The sequence below is a fragment of the Methanobrevibacter sp. genome (assembly GCF_045541095.1).
Classification (GTDB): Archaea; Methanobacteriota; Methanobacteria; order Methanobacteriales; family Methanobacteriaceae; genus Methanocatella.
Window position 1 is genome coordinate 1 of the sequence record NZ_JAZQIJ010000138.1, and the last position, 15,058, is coordinate 15,058.

A 15,058-nucleotide genomic window follows, 5' to 3' on the forward strand; every position below is an offset into this window, starting at 1 on the left:
AATGGCTAAATTTATTTCCATTTTTACTATAACTATTGTTATATTAATATTATGAAATTTATTATATAAATACTTATTTGGTTTGCCTAAATATTTATATAAAATAAAAATAATAATATAATTATGTTTAGGTTTACCTAACTTTTTTTAAGTGGGGGGTAAAATCTTAAACTAAAAAAATTTTTTAGTAAATATGTATTTTTCAATACATTTTTTTTTAAGTGAAAATAAACGGGAGAATGGTTAATGACAGAATTAATTGTAGGATTAGCAGGAAATCCCAATGTGGGGAAAACTACTGTATTCAATCAATTAACCGGTATGCGTCAGCATGTTGGTAACTGGCCGGGAAAAACCGTTGAAAGGGCAGAAGGTCATTTCAAACATGGCAGTTACGAATATGATGTTGTTGATTTGCCTGGTAATTATGCATTAAGTGCTCATTCTATGGAAGAAATCGTTTCTAGAGATTTTATTGTAGATGATGACTCTGATGTAATCATTAATGTAGTAGACGCTGCTAATCTAGAAAGAAATTTATATTTAACAACTCAAATGATGGAGCTGGGTGCCAATTTGGTAATGGCTCTAAACATGAATGATTTTGCAAAGAAAAAAGAACATATTATTGACATTAAATTGATGAGTGAACTTTTAGGATTTCCGGTTGTAGAAGTCAATGCAAAAACCAAAGACGGTTTTGAAGAATTGTTGACAACTGTGGAAAAAGCTGCTAAAAATCCAGTGGATTCTAGTGCAAAACTTTCCTATGGGGATGAAATTAAAGGACATCTCTCAGAAATTCAGGAAGAAATCGAAAAGGACAATAACTTATTGGATGTGCCGTCTGTTTGGACTGCTGTGAAATTATTGGAAAAGGATTCAATCGTAATAGATAAAGTTCAACAATCAAACAACAGTTCCAAAATCATGATCGCTGTCGATAAGGTAGCAAGCCACCTTCATGATGTTTACAAGGAAGGTGCAGAAGAGGTCATTGCAAATGCAAGATATGCATTTATCGGGGGATTAATGGCCGAAGCAGTCAAAAGGCCTAGTGTCGAAAAACCGACCATGACTGATAAGATTGATAACATTGTAACAAATAGGGTTTTAGCTCCTTTCATATTCTTGGCTATGATATTCCTATTGTTCCATTTGACTTTTACTATTTCCGCTCCATTTTGTGATATGATTGATATGGGATTTGCAATGCTGATTGAATATGCAGGTTCAGTTATAGCAGATCCTACATTAGCTTCATTTGTCTGTGATGGACTTATTGGTGGTGTAGGTGGAGTACTGGTATTTTTACCTCAAATTATTATCATGTTCCTCCTGTTAAGTATTTTAGAAGACAGCGGATACCTTGCAAGGGCAGCATTTACCTTGGATATTATCATGCATAAAGTTGTAGGACTTCATGGTAAAGCTTTCATTCCTATGATTTTAGGATTCGGTTGTGGTGTGCCTGCAATCATGGCTACTAGAACTATGGAGAATGAATCTGACCGTATTCTTGCAATGATGCTTATTCCGTTCATGTCTTGTTCTGCAAGATTGCCTATTTATGCAATGTTTACTGCAGTGTTCTTCGCTGAAATTCCATTATTTGCAATTGGTCCGTTTGTTGTAACTCAACAAGCTGTAGTTACTACTTCAATGTACATAATTGGTATTATTGTAGCTCTTATTGTTGCTGCAATCCTTAAAAGAACCTTGTTTAAAGGAATGTCTGCTCCATTTGTAATGGAACTTCCGACCTATAAGATACCTTCCGTTAAGGGTGTACTGTTACACACTTGGGAGAAAACCAAAGGGTTCCTCAGAAAAGCAGGAACAATCATTCTTGGTTCAACAATTGTCATCTGGATTTTAAGTACCTTACCTTTCGGTGTGGAATACGGTTCTGCCGACAGTATTTTAGGTATGATCGGTTCATTTATTGCACCAATATTCGCTCCTCTCGGATTTGGATTCTGGCAAGCAGGTATTGCAATCATTACAGGTTTAGTTGCAAAAGAAGTTGTTGTATCTACATTCGGAACACTTGGTGGTGTTGACGCTGAGGAAGATGAAGAAGGAATGAATGCTATTGTTCAAGATTTATTCACTCCATTGTCTTCATTCGCATTTATGGTATTTACACTTCTATACATACCATGTTTCGCAGCAATCGGTGCTATTAAACAGGAAACCAACGGTTTCAAATGGCCATTAGTGATGTCTGCTATTACTTTGGTAACTGCTTATATTGTATCATTCTTAGTATACAATGTAGGTCTTTTAGCAGGATTCGGTTAAGAACGTGTTTATGAAGATTTTCATAATCTTCATTTCAATTTTTTTTAGTCATGACTAAACTTTTATATACGAGTAAGAACATATTATTAATTACATGATTTTTAGCATGCCTAAAAATTTTTTTATTTATGAGGTGAAAAAATGAAAACCTTAAATGATGTAAAACCTGGTGAAACTGTAAAATTGGTTAAATACCATGAAACCGGGGATGTGGGTTTAAGAAGACACTTATTAGGTATGGGATTTGTTAAAGGTGCAGAAATCAAAATCAAAAAAGTAGCTACTTTTGGTGATCCTATCGAAATGAGTGTTAAAGGATATGATATCTGTCTTCGTAAAGAAGAAGCTAAAAATATTGAAGTAGAATAACTTCAATTTTTTTTATTTTTTTTATTCTATTTTTATTAACGGTGTTATTATGAAATGTCGTATGTGCGGTTTTGAGTTTGATGAAAATTCATTGGAAAACCGTGGATGTACCAGTTGCGGAAAACACTCCAACTGCAATCAGATTCATTGTCCGAATTGCGGATTTGGAAATTCTCCGGAATTGGATGAAGAATTTGAATTTATCAATAAACTTAAAGAAAGATTTAGAAAAAGAAGATCTGCAAACTAATCTTTCTTATTTTTTAATATTTCCGCTACTGTTTCTTCAATACTTAATTTTTCGGTATCAACATCCATTCCATTTTCTTTTAGTTTGTATAGTATTTCAGTTGTTACCGGTGCTTTAAGGTGAGCTTTTTTTAATAATTCTCTGTCGGAAAATATCTGCTGCTTGTTTCCTTGAGCAATGATTTCACCATTGTAGAGAACGAATATCTTATCTGCAAATTCATTCACCATCTCTATATCGTGTGATGAAATTACAATACTTATTCCTTCATCATTAAGCTTGTTTAAAATATGCAATACCTTATCGACACCTTCAGGGTCAAGACCTGCGGTAGGTTCATCAAGTATCATTATTTCTGGTCTCATTGCAACAATGCCTGCAATGGCAACTCTTTTCTGCTGACCTCCACTTAAATGATGTGGGGTTTTTTCTTCAAATCCGGCCATTCCGACCATTTCCAATGATTCTTTGATTCTTCTTTCTACCTCTTCATATTCCAGACCCAGATTCATTGGTCCAAATGCAACATCTTCCTTGACTGTAGGGGCGAACAGCTGGTCATTTGGGTCCTGGAACACTATTCCCACTTTTTGTCTTACCTTAAGCAGTTGATCCCTTTCAAAAACTATCTTTTCTCCATCTACTTCAACATGTCCTGATGTAGGTTCGGTCAAGCCGTTGAAATGGGAAAATAGTGTAGATTTGCCTGCACCATTCGGACCCATGATAGCTATCTTTTCCCCTTTTCTGATTTGTAAATTAACGTTTTTCAAAGCCTGTGTTCCGTCAGGGTATGTAAAAGATAAGTTTTTTGTTTCTAAATGAATATGTTCCATATCTGCCACCTAATTAATTGCTAAATTCTCTCCAAAGTAACCTAATTGTCCGGAATATCTAAAGATAATGATTTCAAGTATGATAACTATGACTATTATTGAAAATAAATATATGTAATCGCTTCTTTCAGGGGATTTCTTTTCGTCAAACATTTCAGATGCGTCTGAAAATCCTCTGCTCACCATACTTCTGTGAACTCGCTCTCCTTGTTCATATGCCTTTAAAAACATCATGCCTATTGTGTATCCTACCTGTTTTACCCTCCATTTATAGGGGGTATTTTTTGAATGAATGTTGAAATTCCTTGACTTTTGGCTTTTTCTGATTGCCGCAAGTTCATCAACAAACAGGAAAAGAAATCTCACCATGATGGATAGAATCATTGCCAAATCCCTTGGCATCTTCAATTTTCTAAAAGAGCTCGCCATTTCCTGCAAAGGAGTGGTAGAGGAGTATATGATAATTGCGGTCAATGTAACTATCATACGAGTCAACAAAAGAATCGCCCAATTAAGACCGAAATCAGTAACCTGCAACCATGAATAACTCCAAATCACATTCCCCGGTTGAATAAAAGGTTGAAAAATGATGATTGCTCCACCAAATGGAAGCAACAATAATAATCTTTTCAATGAATCGATGTAGGATAGTTTGGCTAATTTCAGTATAATCAAAAGCACTATCTCTAAAATTATAGGTATAAAAAGTTCTTTTGATACAACACAGACAACAATAATGAATATTGTTGAAATTAATTTTATGCGTCCTTCAAGATTATGAATAGGACTGTCTTTTGATGCTAGTTCATCAAATCTCATTATTTGTGTTATATCGGGCATGTTTATCTTATTATATATTAAAATTGGTCATATATTATTATTTGCTTATATAAAGTTTAATTAATTTCAATAATTTTTGAAAAAAAGAAAAAAGTTAGAAATTAAAAAGATTTAATTTCTATTTCTTACAACTGCAGCAACTGCATATCCTAAAACAAGGGTTATAACAACACCTATGACCAGTGCCACTATTTGTAACGGTTGGCTGTCAGGATTATTAGCAAATGCATAGTCTGGGAAGATTGCATCAGGTATTCCTTTGATTTCTTCAACTGAGAAATCTTCTGCTAATCCTGAGTCTTCAGCAGATTTTTCAAGGCCGTCTGGGTCACCAGATGCAATATATGGTGAAAGTACACATATTACAACACAAATGACAATTGCCACCACGATTAACATTTTGTCTTTTTGTTCCATATTATGCATCTCCTTTGTTCCAAGCCAGTAAGTCTGGTCTGAATTTGTCAAGTGCCACTAATACGATAACGGTTAATACTGCTTCGATTATTCCAATGAAGAAGTGGTATAATACCATTGATGGGATACCAATGTTCATTGGGAATGTTCCTGCAATACCCATTTCGATAGCACATGCGAGTGCAGCAATTACTGTAGCTAACCATGCAGCAATGCCTGCTGCAGGATATTTTCCTATAGTTCCTTGCAATCCTTTAAAGGTGTATAATCCTACGAAACCTCCAATGATTGCCATGTTCAATACGTTTGCTCCTAATGCAGTAATTCCTCCGTCTCCAAAGATCAATGCTTGTATGAGTAATACTACTGTAAATACCAATACAGCTGCTTCAGGGGCGAGGAATACAATTGCAACCAATGCTCCCCCAACCATGTGGCCACTTGTACCAAATGGAATTGGCATGTTCATGGACATGATTGCAAAGATACCTGCGGCGAGAACTGCAAGAAGAGGTATACGTTTTTCGTCTAAGTTGAATCTTGCCCATTTTACAGAGAAGTATAACGCTACAATCAGGATGATGTAGTAAATTACACATTGTACGATAGGTATAAATCCATCAGGTATATGCAAATTAATTCCTCCATTCTTCAAGAGTAATACTTTTTCTATGAAATTTTATAAATAAGTATTACTAATATGTAATATTTTTTGTTCATTTTAGTAATATCAAGTATATTGGCAGTTTTATCAAACATAACGATTAATAAATCCTATATTGTGCTTGACATTCTATAATTTGACTTGATTATCTATATAAAGGTTATTAAAGTAATACTAATTAGTATTATTCTGGAAATAAAGTAATACTTTGATTTTAAAAAATAGTTTAATTTGCTGATTTTACAAGGGAAATTAAATAAATGAAAATTGCTACTGCAAAGTATAATAAAACCTGAATGTCCAAAATTCCGGTTTCAACTCCCAAAATGGAATATGTTAATATTAAGGAGTAAATTCCAATGTAGAAATAATCTTTGGTTTTCTGCATTATTTTAAATCCGATGCCTAATACAAATCCTAAAAGGCACATTTCGATAAACACGCCTATCTTTCCGAAATCAACTACCATCTGACCAATCAATGTTGGTGTAATGGTTACTTCAGTTCTCCAGGCGATTAATTTCCCAACCATCATCCTTGGCCCCAATTCACTTCCGGGGATGGCACTTGCCAGAAGATGTCCGTGGGTAATTCCGAAGTTTCCGCCAATAAAGTCAAGCAGGTTTAAAACATGTAGTGTAAAATCAGCTCTTGACTGTAATGTGTAGAAAGGATTGGTTGATGATGTTATTGTAAGTTCTCCAAGTGATCGAAAATACCCAATTCCAATTATCGCACCTATACCAATCAGAGCACCAACTACAACTTCCCAAAGAGAAACAATATTTCCATAGAAACCTATGATAATTATGATGAGAAATGCTGCAAGTAGTGGTGTCCTATAACCTAGAAGCAATAAAAATGCACAGTCAATTGCCAGCAAGAAAATGAATCTGAATCTTGCTTGTGAACGGGTAATATTTTCATCCTGAAAATCCTTTAGATATGCACTTGCAATTAGGCAGGTTCCTGGTATAATTAAAAATACTGGCATAGTGAATATCGGTTTCAATAAATATCTGATAGATGGCTTTAAAAGAGGAATTCCTCCAACGGAAGCAACACTTATGAAGAAAAATACTATGCTCACTAAAGTTAAACAGAACCCTATTGAGTAAATGTCCTTTTTTTCAAACCGGACTATACTTTTCAAATCATTTTTTAAAAAGAATCTTGGAAGTATGCAACATCCTATGAAAAATCCGGCGAATGCCAATGCCAGTGTAGCTGCCAAACTGTTTGAAACGGAATTCAGTGCCAGAAGTAAAAACATGGCAAATACAACAAGCACAGCCAATGGGTGGAAAAGATAATTTTTAAGTATTTTATTTTTATTCAAAAAACTTAAGAAATCTTCACTGGGATATAGTTTTTTGAAAAAGCTATTGACCCATTGATTTTCAATAAACTCTAAAATAGTAAAAATAGTTGTAAATAAAAAAGATCTGTGAAATTCGTCACTTATCTTATTTATTATTGAAGTTAGAGTGGAATAAATTATGCTCATGGTTTACACAACTTAAAATTGCCTGATGTTTGTAACTTCATAGTTGTTTTTAATAGAATTCAATTCACTATCACTACAATTATAAACTCTTAATGTAATTTTATCAGTCAATCCATCGATATTTCCTAAAATAGAATTACTGATTTCAATATTTTGATTGTCTGCTTTTGTGAGATAAATTTGATTGTTATTATCTGCAAATGCTGCTTTAACTCCGAAGCGTTTATTGTGTGAATCTATTTCATTTTCAATTTCTTGGATTTTTAGCGGGTCAAATGAATCTGAAGTAATAGTTGTGGAAATCTCATATTCGCTATCTGTTAAATTTTTCCTCAAATCATTTAAAGAAGTTATATTCTGTGGTTTTATAGTAAATTCGGTTAAATTTGGATATACGCTGCCGTCGCTTTCAAGTGAGATTGTGTCCATATAAATGTCTGCATTCGGAGTATTTTTGAAAAGTCCGGTCAGGTAAGTTCCATTCTCATTTTCAATCAATAGTTTGACTGATGGGGTGTCATCAATCCATTTAACAGTACCGTTTAATGTGATTTCTTCACCAGTGCTTGCATTAAAACCTTTTAAAACACCTTTTACAATGCGCCCGTCCTTGTAATAATTTGTATAGGTGTCAGGTATTTTGTTTATTGTTGAAGCATCAAAAGCAGTTTTTTGAATAGTTGATGAATCATCACTTGTAATATGTATAAAAGCAAATGCAATAGCACATATGACTAAAATAATTATCAGGTAATCAATTAATGTAAATTTGATTTTCATAAAAATCAGTATTTTCAATCTTCGTAAAGTGCTCCGACCGGACAAACATCAACGCATTCGCCACAGTTGTCGCATTTATCAGGATCAATCACTATGGTGTATGCTTTCCTGGAAATTGCTTCTTCCATACATACATCAATACAGTCTTCACAAACTCCACATTCTTCCATATCCACTTTCAATTAGCACACCTTAAAAATTTTTCATTAGAATATTGATATTTATAACCTTAAATATTTATATACTTTATCGAACAATATTAAAATAAAGATTTCTTAAAATTTCTTTTTATTTGACGAAAAAAGGTAACATTTATATACTATGTTATCCAATATCAATATTGTATGCAAGGGTGCCCGAGCGGCCAAAGGGGGAGGACTTAAGATCCTCTGGTATAGGCCTTCGAGGGTTCGAATCCCTTCCCTTGCACTATTTTATAATTTTACATGTTTTTTTCGAATTTGCTTTAGTGGCTCAGCCGGTAGAGCGCCACCTTGGTAAGGTGGAAGTCGGGGGTTCGAATCCCCCCTAAAGCTTGACTATTTTTAAGTTATTTTTTACATGTTTATTGTTTGATGTGGAGTAATTTCATAAAGTTTATTAACTACATAATCTTTAAATTATTTGAAGATAATAACAAATTAAGGTGAAAATTATGAATTATAAAAAACTGTTAATTGTTGCATTTGCATCTGCGGTCGTGGCTATACTGACTGGAGTTTTAGGTGTTGCAGGTACTCTTATTGGATCTGTTGCTTCCTCAGTTTTGTATAATGTGCTTTGTGAAGGTTTGGAAAATCCAGTTTCAAAAGCGTCCATTAACTCTGACTTTGAGTGGGACATTGCCTATCTCTTTCCATTAGTGGTTATAGCTATAATTCAGTTACTGTTAATTTTCGCTTTACTTTCTGAAGCCGGAATTATGCCTCAAACATTTTTAAATGTTTATCTTTCACTTCAGGATTTCGCAAAAAATCATCTCTATCAGCTTTTGGGTATTGCTCTACTAGTAATCAGTGCATATCCTTTTATATTAAAGCCAAACCATGTCAAAAGGGAACATGGTATTATACTGGTAGTAGTTGGATTGATATTTCTTGCAAGAGGATTTGTTGATGTGGATAATGCGATCACCCGCCTATATGATGGATTATTTTCTCATTTCGATTTGCAGATAGCCATAATTGCATTCATTTTAATAGCAATAGTTATCTTTAGAGTTTTACACTCTGCAATAGTATCTAAAAATGAAGTTAAAAATATCCAATCTCAGCAAAGGGCTGACCGCAATGTTAGAAGAATTTCTCAAAAACGCAATTCCGGAGAATGGGTTTATGTGGACCGTGAACAGCAGGCTCCAAGAAGACAAAGACCTAAAAACATTAGAAGAAGGCCAAAAGGCAATCCTCAACACACCCATAATATCCGATCTAATGGGCATGTTGGAGATGCAGAGGGTATCCCTCAAAATCCGCAAAGGGGAATAAACAAATCTTCAAATGATATTCATTTCGAATCTAATGATTTGTTGGATAATTATAAAAAATAGTTGATAGGATGACAAAAAGAGATAATACCCTTAAGGAAATTTTGGATTTGATTTTATATGAAAATCCGTCAACTCAGGAGGAAATAGCTGAGACTTTGGGAATATCTCGAAGATATGTAACCAAATTGCTGCAGCCTCTTGTAAAGGACGGAACTGTTAAAAGAGCATATATGATTGACTTAAAAAGTTATGAAAAATTCACTTCCCAGATGCATGATGTTTCCGGCCCTAAAAACAGTGTGGGCAATGCATTATTGAATGATTTGTTGGTTAATATGGCTCGTCATGTACATTCCCAGCTTGAAACATCCTTTGATGCAGTTTTGGAAAATGATGAAGAAAAGGCAAATAAAGCGTTGGAAATGGACTTTGCCACAAACAATATGGTTGAAAAAATTAGGACATCTGTTGAAACCATAGTAAGTATCAATTATCATTCCGAATTTTCAAAATCCGTGATTTATAATGAAGTTGCATATGATTTGGAGCGTATTGGGGATTATTGCGGTCATATTGCTAAATTTGCCATCAATGAAATTTATGATATCCATAAGGACATACTAAAAAAATTAAAGAAAATGTATAAGACTGCTCAAAAAATGATTCGTTTGTCAATGAAGGCATTTATTGATGGCGAAACTGATTTAAAAGATGATTTGATGGAGCTTGAGGAGTCTATCCACATTTTACAATCTAAATCCATTAATCTTATTGCAACTCAAATGACTGAAACTTCATTTGATGAAAAGGAACGTTCAAATTATTTCATTTATCTGTTTAGGGTTATCAAGGCATTTGAAAGAATAGGGGATATTTGCGTTGAAATTATGGATGCTGCCATTGAATTTCATGACAATATTCCAAGGCCAACCACTCCTAGAACTTTCAGATAAAAATAGTTTTTTGATGTTTAATTGAAATTAAACATCTTATTTTTTTAAAATTGATTATTCATCATATAATTTTGCACTGGCATGCCTGTCTGCCCAACACTGTACGCATACTCCAACAGGAAGACCGGCTGTATGTGTATGGGCCTTTAAGATTTTTACATCAAGGCAAGTAGTTTTTCCACCGAGGCCCATAGGACCAATGCCTGATGCATTGATTTCTTCCAGGATTTCTTCTTCCAGTTTTGCTAATTGAGGGTCAGGATTTCTTTCGCCAACTTTTCCAAGGAGAGCTTTTTTACCGAGTTTTAAACATAAATCTGATGTTCCTCCAATTCCAACACCAATTACAGTTGGCGGGCATGGTTTTCCTTTTGCCTTTAAAACAGATTCGACAACGAATTCTTTTATTCCTTCAATTCCTTCTGCAGGAAGTGCCATTTTCATTGCATTGTTGTTTTCTGAACCGAATCCTTTTGGAAGAATTGTAATTTCAACATAATCCTCATCGATTAGCTCAATGTCAATTGGAGGAATGTAATCTCCGATATTGACGTTTGTATTTTCACGTGTGAGGGGGTCTACGATATTTGGTCTGATTGGAATCTCTTTTGTGGCTTTTATGATTCCCTCTTCAATACCTCCGCGCAGATCTTCAACTTCGACTTTTCCCAATTTAACAAAAACTACGGGAAGGCCTGTATCTTGACACATTGGAATGCCTTTTTCTTTAGCAAGTTCAATATTTTTCAAAATAGATTCAAGATTTAGCCTTGCAAGTTCATGTTCTTCTATTTTAAGCGCATCTTCAAGTGATTTTTTTACATCATCACCAAGAACGATTGCAGCCTGTTTGTAAAGTTCATAAACAGTATCTTTAATAATATCTTTAGTAATCAAAATAAAACCCTATAAAAATTAATTAATCATATATTTAAATTTTAAGATATTTAAATTTTGATTACACCAATCGGGCAAACTTCGACACATTCCCTGCAAAGATTGCATTTTTCTGCATTAATGGTTATGGCTCCGCCTAATACTTCAACGGCATTGAGTTTGCAAATCTTTATACATGGCGCATCTGATGGTTGGCAGTGCATACAAAATAAAGAGGGAGTGTCAGCATTTGGGGCTTGCTGACAACTCCCACAAGTTGTACAACTTGTACAATTACCTATATAATTCATATTTTTTTATTCTTCTAAAACAAGTCTTGCTCTTGCTTGACTTGTTATAACATGGACAAATCCACCTTTCTGGCCATCAGGCTCGTAAACTCCTGCAAGTTTGGACAGGAATTTCTCTTGATTTTGAGCTTTGACTTTAGCCGGATCAAGAACGCTGATAGCTCTTTTTGTACATGCTTTAATACATGCAGGTCCGTCTTCTCTGTCGGCACAGAGGTCACATTTTTCAGCAATGCTTGCTTGGAAAGTCATTGCACCGAATGGGCAAACCATTACACATAATCCGCAACCGATACATTTTTCTGTTTCTACCCCTTCGTCAGTTATTGCGTCGGTCGGACAGATTTTTATACATGGTGCGCTTTCACAATGTTGACATACAATGGAATAAAAGGAAGAGTTGTGTTCCACAATTTTTATTCTACTAGCAGAATGTACAGATGCACACATGTTTTCACAATTCATACATCCGTCACATAAATTGCTATTTACAGAAATTTTTTCCATTGTTTTTCCTCCTATAATCCAAGTTCTTTACACTCTGCATCAACGTATTTTTGGATTTTTTCAATGATTTCATCATTTAAGTGTCTGAATCTTTTTTGTGGTGCTAAATATTCTTTTACAGGTTTTCTTTCTTCAGGCCTGTAAGTGATTTCGAATTTTCCGTCCACAATTTCGTATAAAATCCAGGATCCAGTTTCAACAGCTAATCTACCCATTTCAATTGTTTTTTCAGAAGGATATCCCCAACCTGTTGTACATGGTTGTTGTAAGTGGATATAAGCAGGTCCTTTTGTTTCAGCTGCTTTTTTAACTTTTTTAACATAATCTTCAGGATAAGCAATTGAAGCGGTTGCGACATATGGAATTCCATGTGCTGCCATAATCATAGGCATGTTTTTCTTAGGTTTGTCTTCTCCGAAACTGGCTACCCCTTGAGGTGAAGTTGTAGTGGTTGCACCGAATGGAGTTGCTCCACTTCTTTGAATACCTGTGTTCATGTATGCTTCGTTATCGTAACAGATGTAAAGCATATTGTGTCCTCTTTCCATAGCTCCGGATAATGATTGAAGACCGATATCTACAGTTCCACCGTCACCACCGAAAGCAACGACGTTCACGTCATCTTTTCCTTGAATTCTCAGTGCACTTTCAACACCTGATGCTACTGCACCTGAGTTTTCAAATGCTACATGAATAAATGGAATTTCCCATGCACTTTCAGGGTAAGGTGTGGTCATAACTTCAAGACAACCTGTAGCAGAAACAGCTACGGTATTTTCACCTAATGCGTTTAATGCCAATTTAACTGCGATTGATGCTCCACAACCAGCACATCCTCTGTGTCCTGGTGCTAATAAATTTTTATCAGGTATGTCTACCATATCTATTCCTCCTTAAGTCCAATCCAGGTTACATCTTGTTCTGGAGCTTTGGTTTTTTCATATGCCTCAATGAGGGTTTCAGGGGTGATGTCTCTTCCACCTAAACCGACAATGAATCCATAGATTTCTTTATCAATTTTAACTTTCATATCTGAATAAAGAGCTCCTCCTATTCCGAATGTGAAGTTTTTATCAATAACTGCTATTTTATCACAGTCTTTAACAGCTTCTTTGATTGCATCAACAGGGAAAGGTCTGTAAGCTCTGATTTTAAGTAAACCTACTTTTTCGCCTTTTGCTCTTAATTCATCTACAATAACTCTTATGCTGCTGCAAAGGGAACCCATTGCAACAAAGATGATTTCAGCATCTTCTGTTTTATATTTTTCAACAAGACCATATTCTCTTCCGAATTTTTCTTTAAATTCATCGCAAACTTGTTGAATAACTTCAATGGAGTTGGTCATTGCAACATCCATGTCATGTCTTGCTTCCATGTAGTAGTCAGGGTCTGCAAAGTTACCTATTGACATTGGTTGTTTTGGATCAAGAAATGCATGTTCCGGAACGTATGGAGGTAAGAAACTATCTACAGTTTCCTGATCTGGAATTTCTACAGGTTCAACAGTGTGAGTTAAAATAAATCCGTCTAAACACACCATTGATGGAAGTAAAACATTTGGATTTTCTGAAACTTTATAAGCCATTAAGGTTGTATCCAATGCTTCTTGTGCATTTTCAACATAAATTTGCAACCATCCTGCATCTCTTTGTGCAATTGAATCTTGTTGGTCGTTCCAAATATTTAACGGTGCAGAAATTGCTCTGTTTGCATCAGCCAAAACGAATGGGGTTCTCATACCTGCTGCCGCAAATAGAATTTCGTGCATTAACATTAATCCTTGTGAAGATGTTGCTGTAAATACTCTTACTCCAGCACCACTTGCTCCAACTGCAGCACTTATTGCACTGTGTTCGGATTCTACTTTAACATATTTAGCTGCAATCTTTTCATCAGCTACATATTGTGCTAAATATTCAGAAATTGTAGTTTGTGGAGTAATTGGATAAACAGGAATAACTTGTGGCTTAGCCAATCTTACAGCTTCTGCAACTGCTTTATTTGAGGTCATTACTTCTTTAGTCATTAAATCACTCCTTTTATTCTTTTACCATTTCGATTGCATCGGATGGACATTCATAAGCACAAATTCCGCATCCTTTACAGTAATCGTAATCAATATCATGTTGTTTGTTTACACAGGAATCTGGACAGAACAAAATGCAGTTGTCACAATCAATACATTTTTCTTTGTCTAAAATAGGTTTGAAAGTTCTCCAGCTTCCAGTTTTGTTTTGTTTAGTATTTCCCGGTGTTTTAATTACACATCCTATACTTACCATAATCTCACCTTATCATCCCATTTCGTAAGCTTTTTGTGTAGCTTCCGCATTTAACTCTCCAATTTTTCCAGGGAAGGTTTCTTTAATAACTTCTATAAGTGATTCGATACTTACAACATTTGTTTTTTTAGCAAAATATCCTAAAATAATTGTATTTACAATATTGCGTCCTAATAAATCAAGTGCAATACCGGTTGCATCGATATCGTAAACTTTATGTTCACCACTGCCCTTAAATTCGGTGGTGTTTATAATTACTTCAGTATTGTCTTTAATTCCTGAAAATACATCCACCACATTTAATAATCCGTCGTCCAGTACAAGAACATAATCCGGATTATATACTTGATATCTCATTTTAATAGGCTCATCATCAATTCTGGTGAAAGCCATTACAGGAGCTCCTCTACGTTCAACCCCAAAAAACGGAAACGCTTGGACAAACTTGCCGTCTTTGAATGCTGCTTTTGCTAAAATTTCAGCAGCGGTAACGGCACCTTGACCACCTCTTCCATGAAAACGAATTTCAATCATTACTTATCCTCCATATATTTATCATGTATAATCATTATAAATTCTAAAATATATAAATTTTATGTTAAATTTTCGTTTTTGAATATTTTTGTTTAATTTTTTTTGATTTAATCGTTTCTTTTTTGTCTATTTTTTT

General features: G+C 34.7%; 19 protein-coding genes and 2 tRNA genes. 7 read left to right on the top strand and 14 right to left on the bottom strand.

Features of this window, described 5'->3' with window-relative positions:
• Positions 1-246: 246 nt before the first annotated feature.
• The 3 genes from feoB (at position 247) to ACKI2P_RS05885 (ending at position 2,923) form a co-directional block, all read left to right on the top strand.
• Positions 247-2,304 (top strand): ferrous iron transport protein B, encoded by a 2,058-nt coding sequence (feoB, locus tag ACKI2P_RS05875; RefSeq protein ID WP_407375892.1) that lies wholly within the window; start codon positions 247-249, stop codon positions 2,302-2,304.
• 141 nt (positions 2,305-2,445) lie between these two features.
• Positions 2,446-2,673: a ferrous iron transport protein A gene (locus ACKI2P_RS05880; RefSeq protein WP_407375894.1), complete on the top strand. Its 228-nt coding sequence runs from the start codon at positions 2,446-2,448 to the stop codon at positions 2,671-2,673.
• Positions 2,674-2,722: 49 nt separating this feature from the next.
• Positions 2,723-2,923 carry a hypothetical protein gene (locus tag ACKI2P_RS05885; protein ID WP_407375896.1) on the top strand — a complete coding sequence of 67 codons (201 nt, stop codon included), beginning with the start codon at positions 2,723-2,725 and terminating at the stop codon, positions 2,921-2,923.
• Here ACKI2P_RS05885 and ACKI2P_RS05890 read toward each other — a convergent pair.
• The 7 genes from ACKI2P_RS05890 to ACKI2P_RS05920 all read right to left on the bottom strand — a co-directional run bounded on the left by ACKI2P_RS05890 (position 2,920) and on the right by ACKI2P_RS05920 (position 8,149).
• Complete coding sequence (locus tag ACKI2P_RS05890) at positions 2,920-3,759, bottom strand: energy-coupling factor ABC transporter ATP-binding protein (RefSeq protein WP_407375897.1); 840 nt, start codon at positions 3,757-3,759, stop codon at positions 2,920-2,922. The genes ACKI2P_RS05885 and ACKI2P_RS05890 overlap by 4 nt on opposite strands.
• 9 nt (positions 3,760-3,768) lie before the next feature.
• Positions 3,769-4,599, bottom strand: a complete 831-nt coding sequence (gene cbiQ, locus ACKI2P_RS05895) for a cobalt ECF transporter T component CbiQ (protein WP_407375899.1) — start codon at positions 4,597-4,599, stop codon at positions 3,769-3,771.
• Between the two features lie 111 nt (positions 4,600-4,710).
• Complete coding sequence (locus ACKI2P_RS05900; protein ID WP_407375901.1) at positions 4,711-5,016, bottom strand: PDGLE domain-containing protein; 306 nt, start codon at positions 5,014-5,016, stop codon at positions 4,711-4,713.
• A 1-nt stretch (position 5,017) separates the two neighbouring features.
• A complete protein-coding gene (gene cbiM, locus ACKI2P_RS05905; protein ID WP_407375903.1) occupies positions 5,018-5,650 on the bottom strand; it encodes a cobalt transporter CbiM in 633 nt (210 codons plus the stop codon).
• Positions 5,651-5,906: 256 nt separating this feature from the next.
• Positions 5,907-7,187: an oligosaccharide repeat unit polymerase family protein gene (locus tag ACKI2P_RS05910; RefSeq protein WP_407375904.1), complete on the bottom strand. Its 1,281-nt coding sequence runs from the start codon at positions 7,185-7,187 to the stop codon at positions 5,907-5,909.
• A gap of 12 nt (positions 7,188-7,199) precedes the next feature.
• Entirely contained in the window at positions 7,200-7,967 is a 768-nt protein-coding gene (locus tag ACKI2P_RS05915; RefSeq protein ID WP_407375906.1) for an adhesin, read from the bottom strand.
• 14 nt (positions 7,968-7,981) lie between these two features.
• Positions 7,982-8,149 (bottom strand): 4Fe-4S binding protein, encoded by a 168-nt coding sequence (locus tag ACKI2P_RS05920; RefSeq protein WP_407375907.1) that lies wholly within the window; start codon positions 8,147-8,149, stop codon positions 7,982-7,984.
• A 164-nt stretch (positions 8,150-8,313) separates the two neighbouring features.
• On the opposite strand from ACKI2P_RS05920, the gene ACKI2P_RS05925 reads away from it, so the two are divergent.
• The 4 genes from ACKI2P_RS05925 (at position 8,314) to ACKI2P_RS05940 (ending at position 10,409) form a co-directional block, all read left to right on the top strand.
• Positions 8,314-8,396, top strand: a tRNA-Leu gene (locus ACKI2P_RS05925).
• A gap of 34 nt (positions 8,397-8,430) precedes the next feature.
• Positions 8,431-8,503: transfer RNA gene (locus ACKI2P_RS05930), tRNA-Thr, on the top strand.
• 119 nt (positions 8,504-8,622) lie between these two features.
• The gene (locus tag ACKI2P_RS05935; protein WP_407375909.1) at positions 8,623-9,516 is read left to right on the top strand and encodes a hypothetical protein; all 894 of its coding nucleotides are present in this window, start codon (positions 8,623-8,625) and stop codon (positions 9,514-9,516) included.
• An 8-nt stretch (positions 9,517-9,524) separates the two neighbouring features.
• The gene (locus ACKI2P_RS05940) at positions 9,525-10,409 is read left to right on the top strand and encodes a PhoU domain-containing protein (protein WP_407375911.1); all 885 of its coding nucleotides are present in this window, start codon (positions 9,525-9,527) and stop codon (positions 10,407-10,409) included.
• Between the two features lie 54 nt (positions 10,410-10,463).
• Here the strand turns inward: ACKI2P_RS05940 and ACKI2P_RS05945 are convergent, their stop codons facing one another.
• From ACKI2P_RS05945 to porC, 7 genes are all read right to left on the bottom strand, one after another.
• Complete coding sequence (locus ACKI2P_RS05945; protein ID WP_407375912.1) at positions 10,464-11,306, bottom strand: fumarate hydratase; 843 nt, start codon at positions 11,304-11,306, stop codon at positions 10,464-10,466.
• A 50-nt stretch (positions 11,307-11,356) separates the two neighbouring features.
• Complete coding sequence (locus ACKI2P_RS05950; protein ID WP_407375914.1) at positions 11,357-11,509, bottom strand: 4Fe-4S binding protein; 153 nt, start codon at positions 11,507-11,509, stop codon at positions 11,357-11,359.
• A 93-nt stretch (positions 11,510-11,602) separates the two neighbouring features.
• Positions 11,603-12,103 carry a 4Fe-4S dicluster domain-containing protein gene (locus tag ACKI2P_RS05955; protein ID WP_407375916.1) on the bottom strand — a complete coding sequence of 167 codons (501 nt, stop codon included), beginning with the start codon at positions 12,101-12,103 and terminating at the stop codon, positions 11,603-11,605.
• Between the two features lie 11 nt (positions 12,104-12,114).
• A complete protein-coding gene (gene porB, locus ACKI2P_RS05960; RefSeq protein ID WP_407375917.1) occupies positions 12,115-12,984 on the bottom strand; it encodes a pyruvate synthase subunit PorB in 870 nt (289 codons plus the stop codon).
• Between the two features lie 2 nt (positions 12,985-12,986).
• Positions 12,987-14,132 carry a pyruvate synthase subunit PorA gene (porA, locus tag ACKI2P_RS05965; protein WP_407375919.1) on the bottom strand — a complete coding sequence of 382 codons (1,146 nt, stop codon included), beginning with the start codon at positions 14,130-14,132 and terminating at the stop codon, positions 12,987-12,989.
• Positions 14,133-14,145: 13 nt separating this feature from the next.
• Positions 14,146-14,388 (bottom strand): pyruvate synthase subunit PorD, encoded by a 243-nt coding sequence (gene porD / locus ACKI2P_RS05970; protein ID WP_407375921.1) that lies wholly within the window; start codon positions 14,386-14,388, stop codon positions 14,146-14,148.
• A 12-nt stretch (positions 14,389-14,400) separates the two neighbouring features.
• On the bottom strand, positions 14,401-14,922 hold the full coding sequence (gene porC, locus ACKI2P_RS05975) for a pyruvate synthase subunit PorC (RefSeq protein WP_407375923.1): 522 nt from the start codon (positions 14,920-14,922) through the stop codon (positions 14,401-14,403).
• Positions 14,923-15,058: the final 136 nt, after the last annotated feature.